Annotated in this window: 24 protein-coding genes; 12 read left to right on the top strand and 12 right to left on the bottom strand. The window is 70.9% G+C overall.

Going from position 1 to position 24,681, the window contains the following annotated elements; genetic code table 11:
- Positions 1–40: 40 nt before the first annotated feature.
- The 3 genes from ACFWTE_RS24665 to ACFWTE_RS24655 all read right to left on the bottom strand — a co-directional run bounded on the left by ACFWTE_RS24665 (position 41) and on the right by ACFWTE_RS24655 (position 1,746).
- Positions 41–559, bottom strand: coding sequence for a type II toxin-antitoxin system RelE/ParE family toxin (locus ACFWTE_RS24665; RefSeq protein WP_378782260.1), 519 nt, complete (start codon positions 557–559; stop codon positions 41–43).
- Entirely contained in the window at positions 559–864 is a 306-nt protein-coding gene (locus tag ACFWTE_RS24660) for a prevent-host-death family protein (protein ID WP_378782259.1), read from the bottom strand. The genes ACFWTE_RS24665 and ACFWTE_RS24660 overlap by 1 nt, the downstream gene beginning before the upstream one ends.
- Positions 865–1,215: 351 nt before the next feature.
- Complete coding sequence (locus tag ACFWTE_RS24655; RefSeq protein WP_378782258.1) at positions 1,216–1,746, bottom strand: DinB family protein; 531 nt, start codon at positions 1,744–1,746, stop codon at positions 1,216–1,218.
- Between the two features lie 157 nt (positions 1,747–1,903).
- Here ACFWTE_RS24655 and ACFWTE_RS24650 point away from each other — a divergent pair, with 157 nt between their 5' ends.
- The gene (locus tag ACFWTE_RS24650) at positions 1,904–2,671 is read left to right on the top strand and encodes an alpha/beta fold hydrolase (RefSeq protein WP_378782256.1); all 768 of its coding nucleotides are present in this window, start codon (positions 1,904–1,906) and stop codon (positions 2,669–2,671) included.
- 44 nt (positions 2,672–2,715) lie between these two features.
- Here ACFWTE_RS24650 and ACFWTE_RS24645 read toward each other — a convergent pair whose 3' ends face one another.
- Complete coding sequence (locus ACFWTE_RS24645; protein ID WP_378782255.1) at positions 2,716–3,123, bottom strand: VOC family protein; 408 nt, start codon at positions 3,121–3,123, stop codon at positions 2,716–2,718.
- A gap of 395 nt (positions 3,124–3,518) precedes the next feature.
- On the opposite strand from ACFWTE_RS24645, the gene ACFWTE_RS24640 reads away from it, so the two are divergent.
- Positions 3,519–3,713: a helix-turn-helix transcriptional regulator gene (locus ACFWTE_RS24640; RefSeq protein ID WP_223838657.1), complete on the top strand. Its 195-nt coding sequence runs from the start codon at positions 3,519–3,521 to the stop codon at positions 3,711–3,713.
- Positions 3,714–3,755: 42 nt separating this feature from the next.
- Entirely contained in the window at positions 3,756–4,304 is a 549-nt protein-coding gene (locus tag ACFWTE_RS24635; RefSeq protein WP_378782254.1) for a hypothetical protein, read from the top strand.
- Positions 4,305–4,371: 67 nt separating this feature from the next.
- Here the strand turns inward: ACFWTE_RS24635 and ACFWTE_RS24630 are convergent, their stop codons facing one another.
- Positions 4,372–5,034 carry a class II aldolase/adducin family protein gene (locus tag ACFWTE_RS24630; RefSeq protein WP_378782253.1) on the bottom strand — a complete coding sequence of 221 codons (663 nt, stop codon included), beginning with the start codon at positions 5,032–5,034 and terminating at the stop codon, positions 4,372–4,374.
- Positions 5,035–5,356: 322 nt separating this feature from the next.
- On the opposite strand from ACFWTE_RS24630, the gene ACFWTE_RS24625 reads away from it, so the two are divergent.
- From ACFWTE_RS24625 to ACFWTE_RS24605, 5 genes are all read left to right on the top strand, one after another.
- Entirely contained in the window at positions 5,357–6,883 is a 1,527-nt protein-coding gene (locus ACFWTE_RS24625; RefSeq protein ID WP_378782252.1) for an aldehyde dehydrogenase family protein, read from the top strand.
- Positions 6,884–7,065: 182 nt separating this feature from the next.
- Positions 7,066–8,640 (top strand): GMC family oxidoreductase, encoded by a 1,575-nt coding sequence (locus ACFWTE_RS24620; RefSeq protein WP_378782251.1) that lies wholly within the window; start codon positions 7,066–7,068, stop codon positions 8,638–8,640.
- Positions 8,637–9,857: a glycine betaine/L-proline ABC transporter ATP-binding protein gene (locus ACFWTE_RS24615; protein ID WP_378782250.1), complete on the top strand. Its 1,221-nt coding sequence runs from the start codon at positions 8,637–8,639 to the stop codon at positions 9,855–9,857. The genes ACFWTE_RS24620 and ACFWTE_RS24615 overlap by 4 nt, the downstream gene beginning before the upstream one ends.
- Before the next feature lies 1 nt (position 9,858).
- Positions 9,859–11,820, top strand: a complete 1,962-nt coding sequence (locus tag ACFWTE_RS24610) for an ABC transporter permease (protein ID WP_378782249.1) — start codon at positions 9,859–9,861, stop codon at positions 11,818–11,820.
- Between the two features lie 88 nt (positions 11,821–11,908).
- A complete protein-coding gene (locus ACFWTE_RS24605; protein ID WP_378782261.1) occupies positions 11,909–12,850 on the top strand; it encodes a glycine betaine ABC transporter substrate-binding protein in 942 nt (313 codons plus the stop codon).
- 227 nt (positions 12,851–13,077) lie between these two features.
- Here ACFWTE_RS24605 and ACFWTE_RS24600 read toward each other — a convergent pair whose 3' ends face one another.
- From ACFWTE_RS24600 to purS, 7 genes are all read right to left on the bottom strand, one after another.
- Positions 13,078–13,827, bottom strand: a complete 750-nt coding sequence (locus ACFWTE_RS24600; protein ID WP_378782248.1) for a DUF3159 domain-containing protein — start codon at positions 13,825–13,827, stop codon at positions 13,078–13,080.
- Positions 13,828–14,202: 375 nt separating this feature from the next.
- Complete coding sequence (locus tag ACFWTE_RS24595) at positions 14,203–14,442, bottom strand: hypothetical protein (protein ID WP_378782247.1); 240 nt, start codon at positions 14,440–14,442, stop codon at positions 14,203–14,205.
- Between the two features lie 239 nt (positions 14,443–14,681).
- Positions 14,682–16,976, bottom strand: coding sequence for a phosphoribosylformylglycinamidine synthase subunit PurL (gene purL, locus ACFWTE_RS24590; protein ID WP_378782246.1), 2,295 nt, complete (start codon positions 16,974–16,976; stop codon positions 14,682–14,684).
- A gap of 72 nt (positions 16,977–17,048) precedes the next feature.
- The gene (locus ACFWTE_RS24585) at positions 17,049–17,576 is read right to left on the bottom strand and encodes a hypothetical protein (protein WP_378782245.1); all 528 of its coding nucleotides are present in this window, start codon (positions 17,574–17,576) and stop codon (positions 17,049–17,051) included.
- A 31-nt stretch (positions 17,577–17,607) separates the two neighbouring features.
- The gene (gene purQ, locus ACFWTE_RS24580; RefSeq protein ID WP_378782244.1) at positions 17,608–18,303 is read right to left on the bottom strand and encodes a phosphoribosylformylglycinamidine synthase subunit PurQ; all 696 of its coding nucleotides are present in this window, start codon (positions 18,301–18,303) and stop codon (positions 17,608–17,610) included.
- Between the two features lie 375 nt (positions 18,304–18,678).
- Positions 18,679–19,155, bottom strand: coding sequence for an ATP-binding protein (locus ACFWTE_RS24575; protein WP_378782243.1), 477 nt, complete (start codon positions 19,153–19,155; stop codon positions 18,679–18,681).
- A 250-nt stretch (positions 19,156–19,405) separates the two neighbouring features.
- Positions 19,406–19,651, bottom strand: a complete 246-nt coding sequence (gene purS, locus ACFWTE_RS24570) for a phosphoribosylformylglycinamidine synthase subunit PurS (RefSeq protein WP_330092903.1) — start codon at positions 19,649–19,651, stop codon at positions 19,406–19,408.
- 290 nt (positions 19,652–19,941) lie between these two features.
- Here purS and ACFWTE_RS24565 point away from each other — a divergent pair, with 290 nt between their 5' ends.
- The 4 genes from ACFWTE_RS24565 (at position 19,942) to ACFWTE_RS24550 (ending at position 24,592) form a co-directional block, all read left to right on the top strand.
- The gene (locus ACFWTE_RS24565) at positions 19,942–20,565 is read left to right on the top strand and encodes a sigma-70 family RNA polymerase sigma factor (RefSeq protein ID WP_378782242.1); all 624 of its coding nucleotides are present in this window, start codon (positions 19,942–19,944) and stop codon (positions 20,563–20,565) included.
- Positions 20,566–21,093: 528 nt separating this feature from the next.
- Positions 21,094–22,209 (top strand): pyruvate dehydrogenase (acetyl-transferring) E1 component subunit alpha, encoded by a 1,116-nt coding sequence (gene pdhA / locus ACFWTE_RS24560; protein WP_378782241.1) that lies wholly within the window; start codon positions 21,094–21,096, stop codon positions 22,207–22,209.
- A 3-nt stretch (positions 22,210–22,212) separates the two neighbouring features.
- Entirely contained in the window at positions 22,213–23,193 is a 981-nt protein-coding gene (locus ACFWTE_RS24555; RefSeq protein WP_378782240.1) for an alpha-ketoacid dehydrogenase subunit beta, read from the top strand.
- A 22-nt stretch (positions 23,194–23,215) separates the two neighbouring features.
- Positions 23,216–24,592: a dihydrolipoamide acetyltransferase family protein gene (locus ACFWTE_RS24550; RefSeq protein ID WP_378782239.1), complete on the top strand. Its 1,377-nt coding sequence runs from the start codon at positions 23,216–23,218 to the stop codon at positions 24,590–24,592.
- Positions 24,593–24,681: the final 89 nt, after the last annotated feature.

The raw sequence follows: 24,681 nt of genomic DNA, 5'->3' as shown, positions 1-24,681 counted from the left end.
GTTCCCGGGTCAGGGCGTGGCGATACCCGGGCCGCCGTGGTCAGTGAGGGCGGATGCGGAAGTCGGCCCAGAGGTCGACGGCTTGTTCCAGGTCGAGGGCGGCCACTTTCTCGGGAGGCATTCCGACGGTGTGGATCAGGCGGTCGGCCAGCCAGTCCGGGACCGGATCCCGCCGGGGCGGCGGTTCGGGGGTCACCGGCCCGGCCCCTCTGCTGAGGTGTTCGAGGACGGTGGCGAGCCGCCGGGCTATGGGGGAGTCGTCCGAGGCCTCCCGTGCCCGTCGGGAGGCCTCGGAGTAGACCTGGGCGTCCGCCTGTGCTCCCACGGCCCAGATCTCGCAGATCTCCACGCTCTTGTCATCGGTGACGCGGTACACGACACGCCAGGTGTTGCGCCCGACGACCAGCTTGCGGAACCCCGTGAGCTCCCCTCCCAGGGGATGGCCCGCCTCCGGGTTCTCCTCCAGTAGCAGGACCTTCTTCAGGACCTTGGGCACAGCGTCCGGGCCGATCCGCCGCAGGTCGTCGATGGCGGCGTCGGTGAAGGTGATCTCGGCCATCAGTCCTCGGGGAGTTCTTCGAGTGAGGCCCGACTGTGCCCGAAGGCGGCCAGCACATCGTCCATGGAGGTCCGTCGCCCGCCGTCGGTGAGCTCTCGTGCCATGACCAGGGCGAGGTCCCTGAGGTCCGCCTCGGCCTGCTCCAGTTCGGCGAGTCGGCAGAACGCGACCACGGCCGCGACCGGTTCGCGCCGGCGGGTCACGATGATCTCGGTTCCCTGTTCGGCGTCGTGGACGATGCCGGCGACACCGCGTCTTGCCGCATCGGTGACGCTGATCTCCTGGGTGTGCTCAAGAATCGCCATCTCTCAACTGTACAGAAAAATGTACAGATTGGCGACGGTGGGACGTCCGAGCTGGTCTCGTCTCAGGTGCCCCGCCGTCGCCACCCCGCCCGGTACTGCCCTCCGGCCTCAGGGCGTCCCGGGATGCGGGAGCGACCCTCGCCGCCTTTTTCCGGGGGCGGGGTCGACCGTCTCCTTCTTGGCCGGGGCGCCGGAGGGCCTCATGGCCTCACGCAGGGCCTCGTCGTCGATGTCGGCCCGGGTCGGGCTCGTGCCGGACTCCTTTTCACGGTGATGTGCATGACCAGCATGCGTCATGTACATCGTCGTGAAACGGCTCGCCGTGTGTCCGGCTCCGGTGCGGGGCCCGGGTCAGCCCATGGTGCGCTGGCCGTCCAGGCCCTCCCGGATGATGTCGGCGTGGCCGCAGTGCTGCGCGGTCTCGCGGAGGATGTGCAGCAGCACGTCCCGTGCCGACCAGGAGGCGCCCTCGGGGAACCACGGCGCGGCAGGGAGCAGGTGCGAGACCTCCAGGTCGGGCAGGTCGGCCACCACCCGCTCCGTCTCCTCGGCCGCTCGCTCGTAGTCCTCCAGGGCGCCGGCCAGGGTCTCGCCGTCCAGCAACCGGAAGCTGTCCGCGTGCTCCTGCCAGGTGGACGGGTCCTCGTAGTCCGTGGTCGTGGCCGGGGCCCCCTCCCGGATGAAGGTGACCCAGTTGCGCTCCGTCTGCGTCACGTGCTTGACCAGGCCGCCGAGGGTCAGCTCGCTCACCGTGGTGCGGCGCGAGGCCTGTTCGTCGTCGAGTCCCGCGAGCGTGACCCGGAGGAAGCCGCGCTGTTCCGCCAGGGACCGCAGGAGGGAAGCGCTCTCGACGTTCGTCCTCGTGCTTGTCGCCGTCACCATCATGACTACCGCTTTCCGTCGTTCCGAAGCTCGTGGTCACGACTCTACGAAGCATGGAGGCCAGCTACTGTCCTCCACTCCACACGGGGCTCCGGGCTTTCCTGGAACCTCCGAGAGGTCACCGGATAACCTGGCGTTCTGGCGACTCGGAGGTTCCATGGCCTTGATCCCGCTCCAGTACCGACTCGACGGTCCCAGGCACGCGCCCGTCGTGCTGCTGGTGCCGCCCTTCGGCACGACGATGTCGGTCTGGGAACCGCAGATGCCGGAGCTCACCCGCGACCACCAGGTCCTGAGGGTCAACCACCGGGGGCACGGCTCCTCCCCGGCGCCCGCGGGGCCGTACACCGTGGCGGACCTCGCCCTGGACCTGCTCGCCGTCCTGGAGGACAGGGGGTTCCAGACGGTGTCGGCCGCCGGCGCGGGCCTGGGGGCCTCATTGCTGGTGTGGATCGCGGCGAACTCGCCGCGGAGCCTGGACCGCCTTGCGCTGCTGGCGGCGGCGCCGCGAACGCCCGCCACGCACCGGTGGGACCGGATCGCCTCGCGGGTGCGGGAGGTCGGGCTGGAGTCGGTGACCGCCGACGTGGTCCGGCCCTGGTTCACCCCCGACATGGGTGAGGATCGGCCGGAGGTCGTGGCCAGGTTCACCGAGGACTTCGGCAGGCTCGACCCGGGTGGGTTCGCCTCGGTGTGCGACGCGGTCGCGAAGGTGGACCAGCGGCACCTGGTCTCCGCCGTGCGGGTGCCGACCCTGGTCGTGTCGGCCGCCCACGACCCGCTCCTGCCGCCCGGCCACGGCCGCAGGCTCGCCGACGGGATCGCCGATGCCCGGTTCGAGGTGGTCACCGGCGCCGCGCACCTTCTCGGGGTGGAGCGCGCGGACCGGGTCAACGAGCTGCTGGTGGAGCACCTCGGGCGCTGAGGGTTCCGGGCACAGCTCCGTCCGGGGGGACCAGGCGCCGGGGGTCAGACGCCGAGGTCCGGCACCAGCGGCTGGTTGATCTCCAACAGGTAGCCGTCGGGGTCGCGGAAGTGGGACGCGCGCACCCCCCACGCCGTCCAGTTCCGCGGCTCCATCACCTGGCGGGCGCCGTCCGCGACCAGCTTGGCGGCTGTCGCGTCGACGTCGTCCACCTGGAAGACCACGGCGAGCCGGTCCTGGTGGGGGAGGGCGGGGTCGGCGGTGTCGGTCTCCAGGGCCTCGGCCATCACCTCGCGCTGGTTGATGGCGAGCCGGGTCCCCGACTCCACGTCGAACTCGGCGTAGCGGCCCGTCTCGTCCCCCCACAGGACGGGGAGGTGGAGCACGTCGGAGTAGAAGCGGAAACAGGCCTCGAAGTCGTTGACGAGGAGCCTGATGTAGCTGCAACGCATGGGGCCTCCCACCGGCCGGGTCTGGTCGTCCACACCATTGTGGCGTCTCCGGGCGGCGAGTCACTGAGTACCCGTACCGGGTTTCCCCGCGTGCCGCTCACCCCGCACGACCGCGGTCGCACCGCCACCGCCGCTCCGAACCCTGCCCCTCCCCGGTTCGCGAGCCCGGAGATCCTTCGCTGTGCCGTCCTCCCCCTACATCAATATGTAGTACATGTGCTATCAATGGCAGTAGAAGCAGGACGAAAGGAAGCAGTGTCATGAGCACGGACCACCGGTGCGGAAGGCGGGGGAGAGGGAGATGAGGCGTGCCCACTGACAACGGGACAGGCACGAACGGGCGCCGCCCCAGGGCGGCGGCCGCGAACACCGAGACCATCCACAACCGGATCGCGATGCTGCGGGCCGAGCGGGACGTGTCCCGGCGGCAGCTGGCCGAGGCGCTGGGTGTGCACTACCAGACGGTCGGCTACCTGGAACGGGGTGAGTACAGCCCCAGTCTCCACCTGGCGCTGCGCATCGCCCGCTACTTCGAGGTCCCGGTGGAGGTCGTCTTCTCCACCGAGCCCTTCCCCCGTATCGGCCAGTAGCCGACGCACCCGATCCGAACCCGACACAGAAAGGCGGTACCCGTGTCCATCAGCGGCATGATCGAGGACCACCAGGACAGGTCGCACGCCAAGAGCATGAACCCGCGACTCCGGCGTTTCTGGGCCTCCCGGGCCAGACGACGCCGCTACACGGCGCTGCTCGTGGCGATGGTCCCGGCCGGCGCGGTACTGCTCGCCGTCCTGCCCTCGTACGGTGGGACGACGTTGGCCGTCGCCGTCCTGCTACCCCTCGTACTCGTGCTCATGTGCGCCATGGCGATCGTGAACACGCAACTGGGCCTGGCCACGTACGCCTCCTCCGGGCACCGGAACCTGGACGAGCGCCAGCGCGTCGAGATGGACCGCGCCACGCAGGTCGGACACCGCTTCACGGGGGTGCTCCTCGGCGTCGCCTTCGCCACGATCGCCCTCGGAACGACGTTCTCGCCCGAGTCCGTGGTCTTTCCGTCCCAGCTCGTGACGCCCCTGCTCTGGGTGATCCTCCTGGTCCACTCGGCGGTGCCGGTCTGCTACCTGGCCTGGACGCAGCCCGACGACGTCCCCGACGACACGGACGGGGCGAGGGCGTGACGTCGGCGCACGGGCGGGTCCTCCGGCCCGGCGGGCCGGAGGACCCGCCCCGAGGACCCGGGCGCGGCTACCAGATGTCGGGGCCGGCCCACCCGTAGGCGTCGCGTCGGCGCACCTGGGCCAGCTCGTCCTCCGAGAGCACGCGGGGCTCGCCGATCTGGCGGGCCCTGATGTAGGCCGCGCACAGCCAGTCGAGCAGGCGGAGGTTCTCCAGGGCGTGCACCAGGTCGCGACCCAGGGCGAGCCCGCCGTGGTGGGCGAGCAGGGCGGCGTCGCGGCCCTTGAGGGCCTTGGCGGCGAAGTCGCCGATCTCACCGCCGCCGTAGGTCGTGTAGGGGGTCACGGTGATCGCCCCGCCCAAGGCGGCGGCGCGGTGGTGGATCGGCGGCAGTTCGGCGAGGACGGAGGACACCGCGACGGTGTCGGCGGTGAACGCGTTCGCGACGGCCGTCACGTCGCGTCCTCCCTCGGCCGCGCGGCGGTGCACGGCCAGGTGCAGGGTGGCCTCGGCAGCGGGCTCGCGGAGCCCCTCCAGGACGCGGTCGTCGAGCGACATCACCGGGCAGTCGGCGGGCTGGACCTGGTCGAGGGGCACTCCGTGGGGCGTGACCACCACGAGGTCGCCGCTGCGGACGCTGACGGTTCCCGACGCACCGGGGGCGGAGCCGGAGCCGCCGGCGAGGGCGCGGGCGGTCAGGCAGAGGTCGCGGCGTTCCTGTTCGAGCAGCATGCTTCCTCACGGGTTGCGCGGTCGGGCGCGGCTCCGGTGCGGGCCGTGTGGTGAGAGCGCCGAGGTGCGGACGAACCCACTTAGGTACACCTAAATGTACGTCAAAGTCTCCGCCCGATATTCCCCAGGGGAGGGTGTTCTTGCGAAGGATCGCCGTCACTCAGAGTAGTTTTCTGCCTGCGTGTGACGTGAGGCGTGCCGACGGCCGCTCCGGCGGGCTGAGGAGTTCTTCCGGACCGGTCGGGCTTGCGGGGACGTTGTGACGTGCGCGTCTTATGAGACGAGGCTGTTTGTGACTACCGATCTTGGGCAAACCGGACCCGTGAATGAACCCTACGCAACCCTGCCGTCCGCGCCGTACCTGTCCGAACCGGGCTCGGCGACGGCCACCAGCCTGTACATCGACGGCGAGTGGCGGGCGGCGCGGAACGGCCGGGTCCGGGAGATCCTGGACCCGGCGGACGCCTCCGTCCTGACCATCGTCAGCGAAGGCGGACGCGCCGACTCCGAGGACGCCATCGCCGCGGCACGGCGTGCCTTCGACACCGGCGAATGGCGCCGCACCTCCGCCGAGGAGAGGGGAGCCGTCCTCGGCCGTATCGCCGACCTGCTCCAACGCGACCGCGCGGACATCGCGGTCATGGAGTCCCTCGACACGGGCAAGACCATCGAGGAGGGCGGGATCGACGTCGACGACGTCACCAACGTCTTCCGCTACTACGCCGGTCTCGCCGACAAGGACGCCGGCCGTCTCGTGTCCGCGCCCGAGGGGGTGCACAGCAAGGTCGTCTACGAGCCAGTCGGCGTCTGCGGCATGATCACCCCCTGGAACTACCCGCTGCTCCAACTCGCCTGGAAGATGGCTCCGGCCCTCGCGGCGGGCAACACCATGGTGGTCAAACCCAGCGAGATCACCCCCGTCACCACCGCCAAGCTGGTCGAACTCACCACCGAGGCGGGAGTCCCCGCAGGTGTGGTCAACCTGGTCACGGGCAGCGGCCCCGACGCGGGCGCCCCGCTCTCCGAGCACCCCGACGTCGACCTGGTCTCCTTCACCGGCGGCCTGGCCACCGGTCGGCGGATCATGGCGGCGGCCTCCGAGACGGTCAAGAAGATCGCCCTGGAACTGGGCGGCAAGAACCCGAACATCATCTTCCCGGACGTGGACCTGGACACCGCCGTGGACTACGCGCTCAGCGCCGCGTTCTTCCACTCCGGCCAGGTGTGCTCCGCCGGTGCGCGGCTCATCGTGCACAACGACATCCACGCCGCCTTCACCACCGAACTCGCCCGCCGCGCCGACGCCATCCGCATCGGCCGGGGACAGGACCAGGGGGTGCGCTGCGGTCCTCTGGTCTCGGCCGAACACCGTGCCAAGGTCGAGGCCGCCGTCGCGCGCGGGGTCGAGGAGGGGGCCCGGATCATCGCCGGGGGCAGGAGGCCCGACGGGCCCGGCCTCGCCGACGGCTACTTCTACCGGCCCACCGTGTTCGTGGACTGCGACCGCTCCATGGACATCGTCCAGACCGAGGTGTTCGGCCCCGTCGTGACCGTGGAACGGTTCGAGACCGAGAAGCAGGCGGTCGAACTCGGCAACGACACCGACTACGGGCTCTCCGGCGGCGTGTGGACCGACGACACCGGCCGCGGCGAGCGCGTCGCGGCGGCCCTGCGTCACGGCACCGTCTGGATCAACGACTACGGCCCCTACTTCCCCGGCGCGGAGTGGGGCGGCTTCGGCCGCAGCGGCATCGGCAGGGAGCTGGGCCCGGCGGGCCTGGACGAGTACCGCGAGGCCAAGCACGTCTACCGCAACCTGGCCCCCGAACCGCAGCGCTGGTTCGGCTGAGAACACCCGGCCCCCGGCTGCCCGGGGGCCAGGCCGTCCGCCGGCGCGGTTCCGTCCTCCGGGCCGGCGGACCCTCCCACCACTGCCGCGGAGCCCCGCTCCGCACCCACACCACGCCAGAACCCCGACAGGTCTGTTCCCCCGGCATCCCCCGGGCCAGAGACAACGAGAGGAAGCAGACCGTGGCCACAACCGCATCCACGTTCGACTACGTGATCGTCGGCGGCGGCACCGCGGGATCGGTGATCGCCCACCGTCTCACCGAGGACCCCGGCACCACCGTGTGCCTCATCGAGGGCGGACCGGACGACCGCGACCTTGAGCACGTGCTCCGCCTCCGCGACTGGCTGAGCGTCCTCGGCGGCGACCTCGACATGCAGTACACGACCGTCGAGCAGCCGCGCGGCAACTCCCACATCCTGCACTCCCGGGCCCGTGTGCTCGGCGGGTGCTCCTCGCACAACACGCTCATCAGCTTCCGGCCGTTCGCCGAGGACCTGGACGACTGGGTCGCGGCGGGCGCGGAGGGCTGGGACAACGCCACGGTGCAGTCCTACGCCGACCGCATCAAGTGCAACATCGTCCCGGTCGCGGAGAAGGACCGCAACGCCATGGTCAAGGACTGGGTGTCCTCGGCCGCCACGGCCGCGGACGTCCCGGTCGTCGAGGACTTCAACGCGCTCACCTCCCACGGCGGCGGCTTCGCCGAGGGCGCGGGGTTCCTGTCCATCGCCTACGACCCCTACACCGGGCACCGCTCGTCCGCGTCGGTGGCCTACCTGCACCCGATCATGGACGTGCGCGAGAACCTCACCGTCATGCTGGAGACCTGGGTCGACCGGCTGCTCCTGGACGGTGACCGGGCCACCGGGGTGAGCGCCACGGCATCGGACGGCACGCGCATCACCGTGAACGCCCGCCGCGAGGTCATCCTGTCCGCCGGGGCCATCGACACGCCCCGCCTGCTCATGCTGTCGGGCATCGGCAACGCCGAGGAGCTGCGCGCCGTCGGCGTCGAACCCCGCCACGACCTGCCGGGCGTGGGCGAGAACCTGCTCGACCACCCCGAGTCGATCATCATGTGGGAGACCGACAGGCCGGTCCCGCAGAACACGGTCATGGACTCCGACGCGGCCCTCTTCGTCCGGCGCGACGACACCGACCCCCGCCCCGACCTGATGTTCCACATCTACCAGATCCCCTTCGACGACAACACGAAGCGGCTGGGCTATGAGTCCCCGCCCGACGGGTACGCGGTGTGCATGACACCGAACATCCCCCGCTCGCGCTCGCGCGGCAAGCTCTCCCTCACCAGCGCCGACCCCGCGGACAAGCCCGCTCTGGACTTCCGGTACTTCACCGATCCCGAGGGGTACGACGAGAAGACCGTCGTGGACGGCCTCAAGATCGCCCGCGAGGTGGCGGCCACCGAGCCGTTCCGCTCCTGGATCAGACGCGAGGTCGCCCCCGGCCCCGCGGTCAGGACCGACGAGGAGCTCTCCGAGTACGGCCGCCGCGCCGCCCACACGGTCTACCACCCCGCGGGTACGTGCCGCATGGGGGCGGCAGCCGACGACACCGCCGTGGTCGATCCGCGCCTGCGCGTCCGGGGGCTGCGCGGGCTCCGGGTCGCCGACGCGTCGGTGTTCCCGACCCTTCCGACCCCCAACCCCATGGTCATGGTGCTGGCGCTCGGCGAGCGCGCAGCCGATCTGATCCGCGAGGACGGTTCGGCCGAGAGCGAGGAGAACCGATGAGCACGCGGGCAGCAGAGGCGGACGTCCCACCGACGGGCGCCTCCGACGTCACCTTCTCGGTGCGCAACCTGTGGAAGATCTTCGGGAAGAACGCGGACAAGGTCATCGGCACGGACCTGGAGCACGCGGACCGCGACCGCATCAGGGACGAGACCGGCTGCACCGTGGCGGTGCGCGACGTGTCCTTCGACGTGCGGCCAGGGGAGACCTTCGTGGTCATGGGCCTGTCCGGATCGGGCAAGTCCACGCTGATCCGGTGCCTGACCCGGCTGATCGAGCCCACCTCCGGGGCGGTACTCCTGGACGGTGAGGACATCGGCGCGGCGGGGCCGCAGCGGCTGCGCGAGCTGCGCCGCCACAAGATGGCGATGGTGTTCCAGCACTTCGGGCTGCTGCCCAACCGCAAGATCATCGACAACGTGGCCTACGGGCTGGAGGTGCGGGGGATGTCGCGCACCGACCGCTACGCGCGGGCCCGCGAGATGATCGACATGGTCGGCCTGGGCGGTTACGAGAACTCCCGGCCGGGCGAACTCTCCGGAGGCATGCAGCAGCGGGTCGGCCTGGCCCGCGCGCTCGCCGTCGAACCGCAGGTGCTGCTGTTCGACGAACCCTTCAGCGCCCTGGACCCGCTGATCCGCAGGGACATGCAGAACGAGGTGCTGCGGCTCAAGGAGGAGCTGCACAAGACCTCCGTGTTCATCACACACGACCTCCAGGAGGCGCTCAAGCTGGGCGACCGCATCGCCATCATGCGCGACGGGGAACTCGTCCAGGTCGGAACGCCGGAGGAGGTGGTGGGGCGGCCGGCCAACGCCTACGTCGCCGACTTCACCTCCGACGTCGCCCGCACCACCGTGCTGACCGCCCGGTGGCTGATGCGCGAGCCCTTCCCGGGGGAGCGCACGGACGGCCCGACCACCGAGCCCGGCACCGTCCTCGCGGAGGTCCTGCCGATGCTCGCCGCGAGCACCGCACCCGTCCGGGTCGTGGAGGGCGACGCCCTCCTGGGCTACGTGGGCCGCGACGACGTGCTGCGCGCCATCGCCGAGGACCAGCTGGAGAACGCCGCGGCGGCAGCCGCCATCGAGGGGGAGACCTCGGAGGAGCTGTCCGACGGGGCCACCGACCCGGCGTCGGCGAGCCACGTCGCCGATCTCGACGACGGCGCGCCCGGCGGACACGAGGGCCCCGCCCCGACCGGGAGCGGTGGGTGACATGGCTGCTATGACCGGACCCGCCGGGGCCGGGGCGCCCGCCGTGGGCGGCGCCGGAAACGGCGGACCGTCCTTCCTGCGGAACGTGTGGGCGCAGGCCCTCCTGGTCGTCGCCGTCCTCGTGGCCGGCTACTGGGTGACCCGCGCGCTGGGCGGCCCCGCGTGGGCGGGCGCCTTCCCCACCGGGGTCGGCGACACCTTCATGGCGTGGCTCGACGGCGTGTACGGGTGGATCGTCGTCAACCGCAACGACAGCCCGCTGTTCCTGTACTTCTTCAACTACGTGTCCGTGGGGCTGGGGTCGGCCGTCGTGCTGATCAACCAGTTCCTGGACTTCCTCACCTGGCCGGGCGTGACCGTCCTCGGGGTGCTCGCGGCCTGGCGGGTCGCCGGGTGGCGCGTGGCGGTCCTGGTGCTCGTCACGTTCGGGGTGTTCGCGCTCACCGGGCTGTGGAACGAGTCGATGACCACCCTGGCGCTGATCATCACGTCGGTGTTCATCGCCCTGCTGTTCGGCATCCCGCTCGGCATCCTCGCCGGGCGCAGCGAGCGGTTCTACCGGGGTATCCGCCCGGTGCTGGACTTCATGCAGATCATGCCGGCGTTCGCGTACCTGCTGCCGTTCGTGCTGCTGTTCGGTATCGGCAACCCGGCCGCCGCGGTGGTGACCGCCGTGTACGCGATCCCGCCCGCCGTCCGGATCACGGCGCTGGCGATCCGCGAGGTGCCCAAGGGCGCGGTCGAGGCGACGATGTCGCTGGGGTCCACACCGTGGCAGGTCCTCTCCAAGGTGCAGCTGCCCATGGCCAAGAGCACCATCCTGCTCGGCGTCAACCAGACCATCATGCTCGCCGTGTCCATGGTCGTGATCGCCTCGGTCATCGGCGCGGGCGGCCTGGGCGACGCGATCTTCCAGGCACTCGCCAAGGTGAACGTCGGCCAGGCGTTCCAGGCGGGCCTGGCGATCGTCATGCTCGCCATCGCCCTGGACCGGGTGACGGGCGCGGTCGGCCACGGTGCGCGCGCCCCGCACGTCCCCGAGCGGCTCGGGCTGCCGCTTCTCGCCGGCGGGCTCCTCCTGACGGTCGCCGTGGTCGTGGTGGCGCGGCTGATGGGAGTGGAGGGCTGGCCGCGAGAGGTGTCCGTCGACCTCGCCGCCCCGGTCAACGCCGCCTACGACGCCATCCAGGGTGCGATCGGCCCCACCACCGCCGCCCTGGGCACGTGGATCCTCGACTGGGTGCTGAGCCCGTTGAGCGCGCTCCTGACCGGGTCGCCCTGGTGGCTGGTGACGCTCGCCGCGGCTGCCCTGGCGTGGATCTTCTCCGGAGCGGGTCCGGCCCTCGTGTCCGGATCGGCGTTCGTGGGGGTGGGCCTGCTGGGCGTGTGGAACAACGCCATGGACACGCTCTCGCAGGTGCTCGTGGCGTCCGTGCTCACCATCGCGCTCGGCGTGGTGGTCGGTGTGCTGATGTCCCGCAACGACGTGTTCGCCGCGATCCTCAAGCCGGTCCTCGACGCCATGCAGACCCTGCCGCCGTTCGTGTACCTGATCCCGGCGGTCGCACTCTTCACGATCGGCCGTGTGCCGGCCCTGGTGGCGGCGGTCATCTTCGCCCTGCCCGCGGTGATCCGACTGGTCAACGACGGCATCCGGGGCGTACCGGCCTCGACGCTGGAGGCGGCCCGCTCCCAGGGGTCCACCAAGTGGCAGCTGCTCACCAAGGTGGAACTGCCGATGGCGCGCGGCTCGATGCTGCTCGCCGTCAACCAGGGGATCATCCTGGTGCTGTCCATGGTGGTGATGGGCGCCCTCGTGGGTGCCGGTTCGCTCGGCTTCGACGTGGTGTTCGGTCTGGCGCAGAACCAGCTCGGCCTCGGTCTGGCCTCGGGTCTGGCGATCGTCTGCCTGGGCCTGTTCCTGGACCGTCTGACGCAGGGAAGGAGGGCACCCCGTGCCTAGACAGTATGCGTGGAGCCCGCTCCTCGCCCGTGTCCGCGCGCCGTTCGGGTCGGGAACCCCCGGCGTCCCGGGACGCCGGAGTGTCCTGGTGAGGGTCCTCGCGGTCGGCCTGGCCCTGGTGGCGGTGAGCTCGTGCGCGGTACGCACCGACCAGATCGCCCGGGACCCCGGCGTCGTCCGCATGGCCCTGAACGGCTGGGTGGGCTACGAGGCCAGCGCGGAGGTGCTGGCGTACATCCTCCGTGAGGAGATGGATTACGAGGTCCAGCTGATCCGGACGGACGAGCAGCCGTCGTGGCAGGCACTGGACCAGGGCGTGCTGGACGTGATCGTGGAGAACTGGGGCCACGAGGACCTCATGGAGCTCTACGGCCCGGAGGGCAACGGCACCGTGGTCGACGGCGGCCCCAACGGCAACGTCGGCGGTATCGGCTGGTACGTCCCCGGCTACGTGGTGGACGAGTACCCGGAGATCACCACGCCGGACGGGCTGAGGGAGCACACCGACATCTTCCGGACCGCCGAGACCGGTGAGGCGGGCGAGTTCCTGGGCGGTGCCCCCGGGTTCGTCACCCAGGACCAGGGGATGATCAACGCGTTCGACCTGGACCTGGAGATCGTCTTCGCCGGGTCGGAGGCCTCGCAGATCACCGAGGTGCGGCGGCGTTACGCCGACGAGGAGCCGGTGCTCTTCTACTTCTACGACCCGCAGTGGCTCCAGGAGGAGCTGGAGCTGGTCCGCGTCGACTTCCCCCCGTGGGAGCCCGGATGCGACGACGACCTGGAGTGGGTGCCCTGCGACTACCCGCTCTACGACATGAACAAGATCTTCCGGGCCGGGTTCGTGGAGGCGGACGAACCCTCGTACCGGTTCCTCGACAACTGGACGTGGACCAACGGGCAGCAGAACGATGTCGCCCGGATGATCGCCGACGAGGGGCTCGACTCCGAGGAGGCCGCCGAGATCTGGGTGCACGAGAACCGCGACGTCTGGGAATCCTGGATCCCGGAGGGCAGCGCGGGCCGCTGAGGGGGCGGGGAGGATGACGGCAGGATCCAGCGGTGGATCCCCACGCTCGGCTCGGACGCTCTGCGGTCGGGTGGGCGGTCGGTGTAGGGCCGTGCCGTTCCGGCCGGCCAGGCCGTCCCCACCGAACTGGGCGGTCAGGTACCCCTGACACGGGCGATCCCCGCCGTGCGTGCCGAGGGTCTCGGCATGCGCGGCGGGGATCGGCGGTTCGGTGCCCCCCGTGGGGGTCAGTCCTGGGCGGGGGTCGTGACCAGGCGCTTGGTGGAGCGGCGGAAGGCCCAGATGACGGCTACGGCGGCCAGCGCGGTCAGCGGGAAGCCGGTCACGGTGTCGGCGATCGCGAGCCCGGCGGTGGAGTCGGCGACGTAGAGCCACTGGCGGACGATGAACCGGCCCGCGAAGACCGCGGTCACCGCGAGGGTGGCCAGGTCGTGCACCAGCAGGGTGGGACGGTCCTCGCGCCAGGGGTGGGTGCCGCCGTGCATCGCGTTCCAGATGACACCCGTCAGCGGGCGGCGCACCAGGAGCGAGAGGAGCGTGATCACCGCTCCGGCGAAGGAGGCCCAGATCCCGATGAGGAAGAAGTCGTTGGCCGACCCCGTCATCGCGGACACCCCGCCCGCGGCCACCACGCCGAACACCCCGCCCAGTGCGGACATCAGCTTCTCCCCGCGCCACATCCGGAACACCGCCAGGCCGGCGGCGATCGCGATCGCCGCGCCGATCGCGGCGGGCAGTGACAGGAACGGCACGGCCATGGCGAAGGCCACCACCGGCAGGGCCGTGTAGACCATCCCCGACACCCCGCCCAGTCCGTCCATGACGGCCTGCTTGGTGTCCACCGGCTGCTCGGGGCTCTCGACGCTCTCGTGGGTGCGGTGGTCCTCGGTCATGGTCACGGCGTCCTTCCGAGAGGTGAGGGGTGCGGCGGTGGGCGTGTCGGTGTGAACGTGGTCGGTCTGGTCAGCGGGGGCCATCTCGTTCCCTTCGTCCGTGTTCGTCTGATGTCTACACAACGCTGTGCCGCTACGGCACACTCAACCCTCCGTCATAGTGACGTGCGTCACTCTCTGAATGGGGGTGCGGCCGTGCGGGTGGGCATGGCGGCCACCACCGGGGGTGCGCGGGCCCCGCGGGTCGGCACGGCCGTGCCCGAGACATCGCCGTGGACCGTGTTGGTCGCGTCCGGCGCGCCGGAGGCGGCCCCACCAGAGCTGCTTGCAGGAGTCGTGGAACGCATCGCCTGGACGGTCACGACCAGGGCCGCCACACCCACCGCCAGGGGTCGCGGACAGGTTCGGCTGAAAACGGCCACCCCGCCTGGGCTCTGCTCACCGAACACGGGCCGACCGTCAGCCGCGCGGTCGCTCGTACCTCAGGCGCCGGTTGACCCAGTACACGTTCACGCAGGTGCCGACGGACCCGGCGCCGAACAGGACGACCAGCCACGCGTCGGCGTTCCAGACGAACGCCAGGACCAGGCCGACCAGCATCACCACGACGCCGAACACGGCAAGGACCAGCCGGAACCCCAACGCACTCGCCGGGCGCTCGGGGCTGCCGAGCGGCCCCTTCAACCTGCCCCGCCGCATGCGGAACCACCTCCCCCACCAGTCCTACCCCGGGCTCCCGCGCCGGCCTCACCGGTTCCCGCCTCTGGGACGGACCTCCACGACAGTCATTTCGGGGGGCCGTCAGCCAGCCCTGGGATGCGCATGACTGTGGCAAGGGGGCGGTATGCGCTGACGGGGCCCGGCCACACGCTCCGCCGGCTGGGACGCAGAAGCGGGGACGCCCCCGGCAAGGGCGTCCCCGCTTCGCGCAACCGTGACTACACGCCGCTCATCAGGGCGGGCAGGGTCTGCTCGTAGGACTCGCGGAGCTCGGCCAGCGGGATCTCCACGGCGCCGCCGGGGTGCGTGACCGACAGGGAACCGCCGCCGACCATGCCGATCTGCTCCACCGGCACACCGTGCGCGGCGGCGAGGGCGACGAACGCCTCCTCCTCGCCCGGCTTCACCGCGACGAGCGCACGGGCTCCGGACTCGCTGAACAGGGCCGTGAACGCGTCGCCGTCCACGGTCACCCGCACGCCCTGGCCGCCGCGCAGCGCGGACTCGGCGAGCGCGACCCCCAGGCCGCCGTCCGACAGGTCGTGCGCGGCGTCGGCCAGGCCCTGCTCGGCGGCGGCGGCCAGCACCTCGCCCAGTGCGGCCTCGGCGGCCAGGTCCACCCGGGGCGGGAGCCCGCCCAGGTGGGAGTGGACCGTGTCGGCCCACGCCGAGCCGCCGAACTCGGGCCGGGTCTCGCCCAGCAGGAACACCCGCGTGCCCTCGGAGGCGAAGGCGGTCCGCAGCCGGGTCCGCACGTCGTCGATCACGCCGAGCACGCCGATGACCGGCGTCGGGTTGATCGCCACGTCGCCCGTCTGGTTGTAGAAGCTCACGTTTCCACCGGTCACCGGGGTGCCCAGCTGCAGGCAGGCGTCGGCCAGCCCCCGGGTGGATTCGGCGAACTGCCACATGACCCCGGAGTCCTCCGGCGAACCGAAGTTGAGGCAGTTGGTCACGGCCAGCGGACGGGCGCCCGTCGCCGCGACGTTGCGGTACGCCTCCGCGTACGCCAGCTGCGTGCCCGCGTACGGGTCGAGGCGGGTGAAGCGGCCGTTGCCGTCGGTGGACAGGGCCACGCCCCGGTGCGAGTCGTCGGCGATGCGGATCATCCCGGCGTCGTGGGGGGTGGACACCACCGTGTCGCCGCGCACGTAGCTGTCGTACTGCTGGGTGACCCACGTCGGGTCGCCCACACCAGGAGCACCCAGGACGCGCAGCAGCTGTCCGCGCAGTTCGGCGTCGGTTCCGGGGCGGGGCAGGCCGGCGGCGTCGTCGGCCTGCAGGGCGTCCTGCGAGGCGGGGCGCGCGTACGGGCGCTCGTAGACGGGGCCCTCGTCGGAGGCGGTCCGGGGCGGCATGTCCACCACGGTCTCACCGTGCCAGGTCATCACGAGGCGACCGCCGCGCGCGGCCTCCTCCGCCGTGACGTCGGTGACCTCGCCGATCTCGGTCGCCAGGATCTGCCACTTGTCGCAGACCGCCAGGAACGCCTCCATCTTCGACGGCTCGACGATCGCCATCATGCGCTCCTGCGACTCACTCATGAGGATCTCCTCGGGAGTGAGCCGGTGGTCGCGCAGCGGGACGCGGTCCAGCCGGATGTTCATACCGCCGGTCCCGCCCGCCGCGAGTTCGGTGGTGGCACAGGAGACGCCCGCCGCACCCAGGTCCTGGATGCCGACGACCATGTCCTTCTCGAACAGCTCCAGGCTGCACTCGATGAGGAGCTTCTCCATGAACGGGTCGCCGACCTGCACGCTGGGCCGCTTGGTGTGCGACTCGTCGTCGAACGTGGCGCTGGCCAGTACCGAGGCGCCGCCGATCCCGTCGGGGCCGGTCGTGGAACCGAACAGCACGACCTTGTTGCCCGGGCCGGGCGCCTGCGCCAGCTTGATGTCCTCGTGCCGCATCACACCGACGCACAGGGCGTTGACCAGCGGGTTCCCGATGTAGCCCGCGTCGAAGCCGATCTCGCCGCCGATGTTGGGCAGGCCCAGGCAGTTGCCGTAGAAGGAGATGCCGGACACCACGCCGGGCAGGACCCGCTTGGTGTCGTCGGCGTCCGCGGGGCCGAACCGCAGTGCGTCCATCACCGCGACGGGCCGGGCGCCCATGGTGAGGATGTCGCGGACGATGCCGCCCACGCCGGTGGCCGCACCCTGGTGCGGCTCCACGTACGACGGGTGGTTGTGCGACTCGATCTTGAACGTGACCGCGCGTCCGTCACCGACGTCCACCACGCCCGCGTTCTCGCCCATGCCGACGAGGAGGGCGTCGTTCTCGGGGGCCTTCTCGCCGAACTGGCGCAGGTGGACCTTGGACGACTTGTACGAGCAGTGCTCGCTCCACATGACCGAGTAGATGGCCAGCTCGGCGGAGGTCGGCCGACGCCCCAGGATCTCCCTGACCCGCTCGTACTCGTCCTTGGCCATGCCCAGCTCGGCGTACGGCTGCGGGGTGTCCGGGTTCTCGTGCGCCACGGCGACGGTGTCGAGACCAGGTACTTCAGACATGCGTGGTTCCGTTCGGGATGTGCGGATGTGAGCCGAGCCGTGGCGTCCGCCGACCGGCACGGAAAGTCGTGGTCAGGGGGTGGCGGTGACCCCGCCCGCGTTGACGAGCATCAGCATCGCGGGGGCGTCGGCCGCGTCGTGCGAGGAGGTGTCGGCCAGCAGGTGGTCACCGTCGGTGAGGAACGCCCGGCCCTCGGGCGCGCCCTGGGGGTCCTGGTCCTCCCACCCGTGTTCGGTGAGGTGGGCGAAAACCGTCTCGGCGGCCTCCCGGGAGTCCTCGGGCAGCTCGCCGTCCTCGGAGAGGACCATGACGAGGCGGGCGCACTCGCCCTCCTCGCAGTACACGTCGGCCTCCGGGTCGGAGACGTAGGACAGGCCCGCCGGGGCCTGTCCGAGCACGTCCGTGTCCGGCGGGGCGGCGGAGGCCGGAACCTCGCCGCCCTGCTCCTGCTGTCCCTGCCCCTGCGGCGGGGCTGTGGGAGTGGTGGGGTCGGAGCCGATGGCGTTGAACAGGCCGAGCCCCGCCGAGACCACCAGGCCGACGATGACCACCGCGGCGAGGACGAACATCGTTCTGCGGGAGCGCAGCAGTGCCATCATCGCGGGGATCGTCTCCTGTTCGGTGTGCGGGTCAGGCGTTCACCGGCGAACCGGCGGCCATGTGGCTGAGGATCGAGGTGAAGAAGCCGAGCCCGTCGGTGGAGGGGCCGGTGAGCGCCTCGACGGCGTGCTCGGGGTGCGGCATCAGGCCGACGACGTTCCCGTGCTCGTTGGTGATCCCGGCGATGCCCCGGCGGGAGCCGTTCGGGTTGCCGCCGACGTAGCGGACCACGACACGGCCGGTGGACTCCAGCTCGTCCAGGGTCGCCTCGTCGGCGACGTAGCTGCCCTCGCCGCTCTTGAGCACGACCAGGACCTCCTGGCCCTCGGCGTAGCTGCCGGTCCAGGCGGTACCGGTGTTCTCGACCCGGAGCACCTGGTCGCGGTTGACGAACCGCAGGGAGGAGTTGCGGGTGAGCGCCCCGGGGAGCAGGTGGCTCTCGCAGAGGATCTGGAAGCCGTTGCAGATGCCGAGGACCGGCAGCGCACCCGAACGGGCGGCCGGGACCAGTTCGGACATCAGCGGCGCGAACCGGGCGATGGCCCCGCAGCGCAGGTAGTCGCCGTAGGAGAAGCCGCCGGGCAGGACGACCGCGTCCACACCCCTGAGGTCGGCGTCCGCGTGCCAGAGCGACACGGGTTCGGCACCCGCCAGCGCGACGGCGCGCGCGGCGTCCTTGTCGTCGAGGGAGCCGGGGAAGGTGACGACGCCCACACGGGCTGTCATGAGCACACTCCGAGAGGTTGGGATCCGCTCCCGCGTACGCGGGGAGCGTTCGGCGAGGAGATGCCGGTGCCTGGCCCCGCCAACAGAAGACGGGGGCTTGCGCACTCCGCAGCGTACCCGCTCACCTGTGCTCGGGTACGACGGTCACCCCCTCCGGGGGCCGTCCTCCTGTGTGATCCTCCCAGTCGGACCCCGTCCGACGCGGGTCCGCGTGTGCGACCCCACAGGAACCGCAGGCCGGGCCGGGCCCCGAGAGGCGGCTTCCGGCCGCCCCGGCCGCGGGAGGCGGGGGCTCGCACGGCGTGTGACGCATCCGGCGGCGGGGGCCGCGGACGAACCGGGACCCCGCGCGGACGGTGCGCGGGGCAGGCCGGTTCAGAGCAGCACGTAGCTCGGCTCCGCGACGCGGCCACCTGCCGACGGCGACTCCCCGTCGCACAGGGCGACCTGCTTGCGCAGCATCACCGTCGTGTGCGGTTCCCCCTCGAAGGCGACCTCGTCCATCAGGTAGCGCATCAGGAGGATGCCCCTTCCGGATTCCGAGTCCAGACCCGGGAGGGGCAGGTGGTCCGCGGTGAACCGTTCGGCGACGGTCTCGGGGTCCGGCACCGTGCCGGTATGGGATATCCGCAGCTCGCACCAGCGTCCGCGGAGGTCGGCCTCGACGACGTAGTCGCGGGCGGGGCCGCCGTGGTCGATCGCGTTGGCACTGGCCTCGGAGACGGCCAGCAGGACGTCGTCGGCGCAGTTTCCGCAGAGCCCGGCTCTGCGGAGCAGTGTGCCGAGAACGTCGCGTACCACGGAGACCGTGTACGCCTGCCTTGGCAGGGAGATCGAGAAAACGGTGTCCATCCGTAGACCTCTCGTACTCCGTTGTCGTGGTCGGCTCAGCACGGTAAAGAACCTTCCCGAGGGTGGCCGGGGTAAAACGAGCAGCCGCGCCCCTGGGGACGCGGCTGGTGGTTTCTGGAAACTTCCGACACCCTGGACACTCAGGGCCTGGTCGGTGCCACCCGTTTCCCGAGGTCGGAGCCGGTCTCCGGTGTGACACCGGTGCCCGGTGTGCCGGATCTCACGACAGGCCGGCCGGGAGGAGTCGGCGTCAGGCCTCGACGTGGACCCGGAAGTCCTCGATGACGGTGTTCGCGAGGAGCGTCTCGGCCAGGCGGCGGACGTCGGCGATCTTGGCGTCGTCCACCTCGCCCTCGACCTCGACCTCGAAGCGCTTGCCCTGGCGGACCTGGCCGATCCCCTCGAAGCCCAGGCGGGGGCAGGCCCCGGCGATCGCCTGGCCCTGGGGGTCCAGGATCTCGGGCTTGAGCATGACGTCCACAACGACGCGGGCCACAGGGTCCTCCACAAGGAAACGGTTGTGCCGCATGTGCCTGCGGCTGGCGGGCCACGCACCCCGGACCGGCCGGAGGGGGCGACGCAAGCGTACGGCACGCAGGAGCGGGTATGGCTCGGACCAGGTTCTGACCAGGCGGCACGCCGGGCTTTTACCGCACGTTTAACGTTACCGGGGACGTTTTCGGTACGTTCGTGACTCGTATCACGTGCATTGATGTCATCATTGAGAGCACGTGGTGGCGTCTTACCGTGTGGAAGTGATCGTCCGGTCGTCACGGAGGGGGAATCTTGACGACTATCGAAATGGACCAGGCCTCCACGACCGGTGGCCCCGAGAGCGAAGAGCAGACACTGGATTTCGCCACCGAGGTGACGCCGTTCGCCGACCAGCTCTATCCCACGGCCCTGCGGATGACCCGCAACCCGGCCGACGCCGAGGACCTCGTGCAGGAGACCTTCGCCAAGGCGTTCGCCAATTTTCACCAGTTCCGTGCGGGTACGAACCTGCGTGCCTGGCTCTACCGCATCTTGACCAACACCTTCATCAACAGCTACCGCAAGAAGCAGCGAGAGCCGCGCCAGGACACCACCGACGAGATCAAGGACTGGCAGCTGGCCGCCGCCGAGGCGCACACGTCCTCCGGCATGCGGTCCGCCGAGAACGAGGTCCTGGACCACCTGCCCGACTCCGACATCAAGCAGGCTCTCGCCCGTCTGCCGGAGGAGTTCCAGGAGGTCATCTACCTCGTCGACATCGAGGGCTACGCCTACAAGGAGGTGGCCGCGCGCATGGGGACCCCGCTGGGGACGGTGATGTCCCGCCTGCACCGGGCCCGCCGCCAGCTCCGCGAGATGCTCTCCGACTACGCCCGTGACCGCGGCATGCGCGTTCCGGCGCAGCCCGCAGGCTAGGACGCTGGGACACCGCACCTGCGTGGCCTGTCCCGGGCGGGCCCGACCGACCCGCCCCGCGACCGTTTCGGTCCCACCTGCCCGACCCCGGTGGCCGGACCCGGCCGCCCCGTCCCGCCGGGCCCCCACGGTTCCGCCGGCCCCGAACCGCACGGGGCCCGGCCGCCCCGCCACTCCTTCGCCCGACGCGGCCCCGACCGCTCGGACCCTCTCCACCGACACGCCCGGACGGCCCCTCGCGGGGGCCGTCCGGGCGTCGTGCTCTCCGCTCCGACAAGCGTCAACAAAGTTGTTGGAAGACCTTGTACATGCTAGGAAGCCCTGGTAATCAGGCTCTCGCGCCGTCGTGGATCATGGGGCTGACAGCGTAAAAGGTGATGCTGAGGGCTTGCGCTCTCCATAGTGAGGTCTGTCACGATATGGGGAGGGCTGTCCGCCCTCACCCACCACCCCCGGGTAGGCCGGACCGTGAAACGGCCGATCAGCGTTCACCCACGCGAATTCGGCCCCGAGAACCCGAGGAGCGACGTGTCGGACACCACCGCGCACGAGGAACCGGAGCTCATCCAGCTCCTGACACCGGAAGGGGAGCTCACGGGGCACCCCGACTACCCCCTGGAGATCAGCGCGGAGGAGGTCCGCGCGCTCTACCGAGACCTCGTACTCGTACGCAGGGTCGACAGCGAGGCCGTCTCCCTGCAACGCCAGGGCGAACTGGGCCTGTGGGCCTCACTGCTCGGCCAGGAGGCCGCCCAGATCGGGTCCGGCCGCGCACTGCACGAGAACGACATGGCCTTCCCCTCCTACCGGGAGCACGGCGTCGCCTGGTGCAGGGGCATCGAACCCAAGCAACTGCTCGGCATGTTCCGCGGCGTCACCAACGGCGGCTGGGACCCCCACGAGCACGGCTTCCACCTGTACACGATCGTCATCGGCAGCCAGGCGCTGCACGCCACCGGCTACGCCATGGGCGTCCAGCGCGACGGCGCCGTCGGCGAGAACGGCACCGCCGTCATCTCCTACTTCGGCGACGGGGCCACCAGCCAGGGCGACACCAACGAGGCGTTCAACTTCGCCGCCGTGAACAACGCCCCGGTCGTGTTCTTCTGCCAGAACAACCAGTGGGCGATCTCCGAGCCGATGGAGCGCCAGTCCCGCGTGCCCATCTACCGGCGCGCCGCCGGGTTCGGCTTCCCCGGCGTGCGCGTGGACGGCAACGACGTCCTCGCCGTCCTGGCCGTCACCCGCGCCGCCCTGGACAACGCCCGCGAGGGCAACGGCCCGACGCTGGTCGAGGCGTTCACCTACCGGATGGGCGCCCACACCACCAACGACGACCCCAGCCGCTACCGCGCCTCCGCCGAACTGGACGAGTGGAAGGCCAAGGACCCGATCCTGCGGGTCCACCGCTACCTGGAGAAGAACGCCCTCGCCGACGAGGAGTTCTTCGCCTCCGTCGAAGCCGAGGCCGAGGCGATCGGGGAGCAGGTGCGCACCCAGTGCCGTGCCCTGCCCGACCCGGAACCGCTCGACATCTTCCACGAGGTCTACGCCGAACCCAACGTCCACACCGACCGGCAGCGGTCCGAGTTTTCCGACTACCTGGCCTCCTTCGAGGGCGCCGGCGCGGAAGGGGGCCGCTAGGCCATGGGAACCAACCTCACGATCGGCAAGGCCATCAACGCGGGCCTGCGCGCCTCCATGGAACACGACCCCAAGGTCCTCGTCATGGGCGAGGACGTCGGCAGGCTCGGCGGTGTCTTCCGGGTCACCGACGGCCTGTACAAGGACTTCGGCGCCGACCGGGTCATCGACACGCCGCTCGCCGAGTCCGGCATCGTCGGCACCGCGATCGGCCTGGCCATGCGCGGCTACCGGCCCGTGGTCGAGATCCAGTTCGACGGTTTCTTCTTCCCCGCCGCGAACCAGACCTTCACCCAGCTGGCCAAGATGCGCAGGCGCTCGGCGGGCAAGCTCAGCATGCCCGTCGTCATGCGCATCCCCTACGGCGGCGGCATCGGCGCGGTCGAACACCACAGCGAGTCCCCGGAGGCGTACTTCATCCACACCTCCGGCCTGCGCGTGGTCTCGGTCGCCAACCCCGAGGACGCCTACTGGATGATCCAGCAGGCAGTCCGCTCCGACGACCCGGTCATCTTCCTGGAGCCCAAGCGGCGCTACTACGAGAAGTCCGAGGTCGACACCGAGATCCCCTTCGCCGAGGCCGCCCCCATGGGAGCCGCACGCGTGGTCCGCCCCGGCACCGACGTCACCCTGCTCGCCTACGGCCCCATGGTCAAGACCGCCCTCCAGGCGGCCGAGGCCGACGACGAGCACTCCATCGAGGTCATCGACCTGCGCTCCCTGTCCCCGGTGGACTATCCGACCATCGTCGAGTCGGTACGCAGGACCGGGCGACTGGTCGTCGCCCACGAGGCCGTCCTCACCGGAGGCCCCGGCGCGGAGATCGCCGCCCGCGTCACCGAGGAGTGCTTCTACCACCTGGAATCGCCGGTCATCCGTGTTGCCGCCTTCGACACTCCTTACCCGCAGTCGCGCCTGGAGGAGTACTACCTTCCGGATCTTGATCGGGTTCTGGACGGTGTCGACCGGGCGTTCGCGTACTAGGGGATCGGGGAAACCGAAGCACATGGCGATTCAGAAGAGTGTGCCCGCCGTCAACGGCGTGCAGTCGTTCAAGCTGCCCGACGTCGGCGAGGGCCTGATCGAGGCCGAACTCCTCACCTGGTACGTCAAACCGGGTGACGAGATCAAGGTCAACCAGATGATCTGCGAGATCGAGACGGCCAAGGCGGTCGTCGAACTGCCGAGCCCGTACGCGGGCACGGTGAGGGAGCTGCTGGCCGAGGAGGGCCAGACGGTGGACGTCGGCGCGGTGATCATCACCGTGGACGACGGCACCGGCTCCGCCGCCGCGGCGGCGGAGCAGCCGGAGGAGCGGGAGAAGCCGCTGGTCGGCTACGGGGAGAAGACGGCCTCCACCCAGCGCCGCGTCCGGCGCCGGCCGACACCGCCCGTCCCGGAGCGCCCGCCCGCGCCCGCTCAGGCGGCGGCACCCGCGCCCCCCGTGGTCGCGGTCCCCCAGGCGCCTGCCCCTGCCTCCGGGCCGGAGGGCCGCCCGCTGGCCAAACCCCCGGTGCGCAAGCTCGCCAGGGACCTCGGAGTGGACCTGGCGGCCGTCGCCCCCACCGGGGACGGCGGGACCGTCACCCGTGACGACGTCCGTGCCGCGGCCGAGGCCGACCGGGCACCGGCGGAGACGGGACCGGAGGCCGCGCAGCCGGCCGCCGTGGACCGGGCCGTCCGGGAGCGGCGCATCCCCGTCAAGGGGGTGCGCAAGCACACGGCGGCGGCGATGGTCGGCAGCGCGTTCACGGCTCCGCACGTCACCGAGTTCCTCCAGGTGGACGTCACGAAGACGATGAAGGCGGTCGCCCGCCTGCGGGCCCGGCCCGACTTCGCCGACGTGCGGGTGTCCCCGCTGCTGCTGGTCGCCAAGGCACTGCTCATGGCGGTCCGGCGCCACCCGGAGGTCAACGCGACCTGGGACGGCGACAACCAGGAGATCGTGGTCAAGAACTACGTCAACCTGGGGATCGCGGCCGCCACCGAGCGCGGTCTCGTGGTGCCCAACGTCAAGGACGCCGACGCCATGACCCTGCCGGAACTGGCGGCGGGGCTCAAGCGGCTGACGGACACGGCACGGGCGGGCAAGACCTCCCCGGCCGACATGTCCGGCGGCACCATCACCATCACCAACGTCGGAGTGTTCGGCGTGGACGCGGGTACCCCGATCCTCAACCCGGGCGAGGCCGCGATCCTCGCCTTCGGGCAGATCAGGGACATGCCGTGGGTGCACAAGGGTGAGCTGAAGATCCGCAAGGTCACCACGCTGTCGCTGTCCTTCGACCACCGGCTGGTCGACGGCGAGCTGGGGTCCAGGGTGCTGCGTGACATCGGCACCGCACTGGAGGACCCGGAGCTGACCGCCCTGGCCTGGGGCTAGGGCGTGTTCCGTGGATGCTTTCGGTTGATTCGGCGCTTGCGCCGATCGCCGCGAGCGGCCTCCAGGCAATCTCTCGCAAGACGAGTAGC

Source organism: Nocardiopsis sp. NPDC058631, assembly GCF_042716955.1.
Classification (GTDB): domain Bacteria; phylum Actinomycetota; class Actinomycetes; order Streptosporangiales; family Streptosporangiaceae; genus Nocardiopsis.
Note: the sequence above shows the minus strand (reverse complement) of the source record. Positions and strands in the feature narration are given on the sequence as shown.

Coding starts and splice junctions, on each gene's coding strand:
- ACFWTE_RS24665 (WP_378782260.1), bottom strand. CDS start 559: ATGGCCGAGATCACCTTCACCGACGCCGCCATCGACGACCTGCGGCGG.
- ACFWTE_RS24660 (WP_378782259.1), bottom strand. CDS start 864: ATGGCGATTCTTGAGCACACCCAGGAGATCAGCGTCACCGATGCGGCA.
- ACFWTE_RS24655 (WP_378782258.1), bottom strand. CDS start 1,746: ATGGTGACGGCGACAAGCACGAGGACGAACGTCGAGAGCGCTTCCCTC.
- ACFWTE_RS24650 (WP_378782256.1), top strand. CDS start 1,904: ATGGCCTTGATCCCGCTCCAGTACCGACTCGACGGTCCCAGGCACGCG.
- ACFWTE_RS24645 (WP_378782255.1), bottom strand. CDS start 3,123: ATGCGTTGCAGCTACATCAGGCTCCTCGTCAACGACTTCGAGGCCTGT.
- ACFWTE_RS24640 (WP_223838657.1), top strand. CDS start 3,519: ATGCTGCGGGCCGAGCGGGACGTGTCCCGGCGGCAGCTGGCCGAGGCG.
- ACFWTE_RS24630 (WP_378782253.1), bottom strand. CDS start 5,034: ATGCTGCTCGAACAGGAACGCCGCGACCTCTGCCTGACCGCCCGCGCC.
- ACFWTE_RS24615 (WP_378782250.1), top strand. CDS start 8,637: ATGAGCACGCGGGCAGCAGAGGCGGACGTCCCACCGACGGGCGCCTCC.
- ACFWTE_RS24610 (WP_378782249.1), top strand. CDS start 9,859: ATGGCTGCTATGACCGGACCCGCCGGGGCCGGGGCGCCCGCCGTGGGC.
- ACFWTE_RS24600 (WP_378782248.1), bottom strand. CDS start 13,827: ATGGCCCCCGCTGACCAGACCGACCACGTTCACACCGACACGCCCACC.
- ACFWTE_RS24595 (WP_378782247.1), bottom strand. CDS start 14,442: ATGCGGCGGGGCAGGTTGAAGGGGCCGCTCGGCAGCCCCGAGCGCCCG.
- purL (WP_378782246.1), bottom strand. CDS start 16,976: ATGTCTGAAGTACCTGGTCTCGACACCGTCGCCGTGGCGCACGAGAAC.
- ACFWTE_RS24585 (WP_378782245.1), bottom strand. CDS start 17,576: ATGATGGCACTGCTGCGCTCCCGCAGAACGATGTTCGTCCTCGCCGCG.
- purQ (WP_378782244.1), bottom strand. CDS start 18,303: ATGACAGCCCGTGTGGGCGTCGTCACCTTCCCCGGCTCCCTCGACGAC.
- ACFWTE_RS24575 (WP_378782243.1), bottom strand. CDS start 19,155: ATGGACACCGTTTTCTCGATCTCCCTGCCAAGGCAGGCGTACACGGTC.
- ACFWTE_RS24555 (WP_378782240.1), top strand. CDS start 22,213: ATGGGAACCAACCTCACGATCGGCAAGGCCATCAACGCGGGCCTGCGC.
- ACFWTE_RS24550 (WP_378782239.1), top strand. CDS start 23,216: ATGGCGATTCAGAAGAGTGTGCCCGCCGTCAACGGCGTGCAGTCGTTC.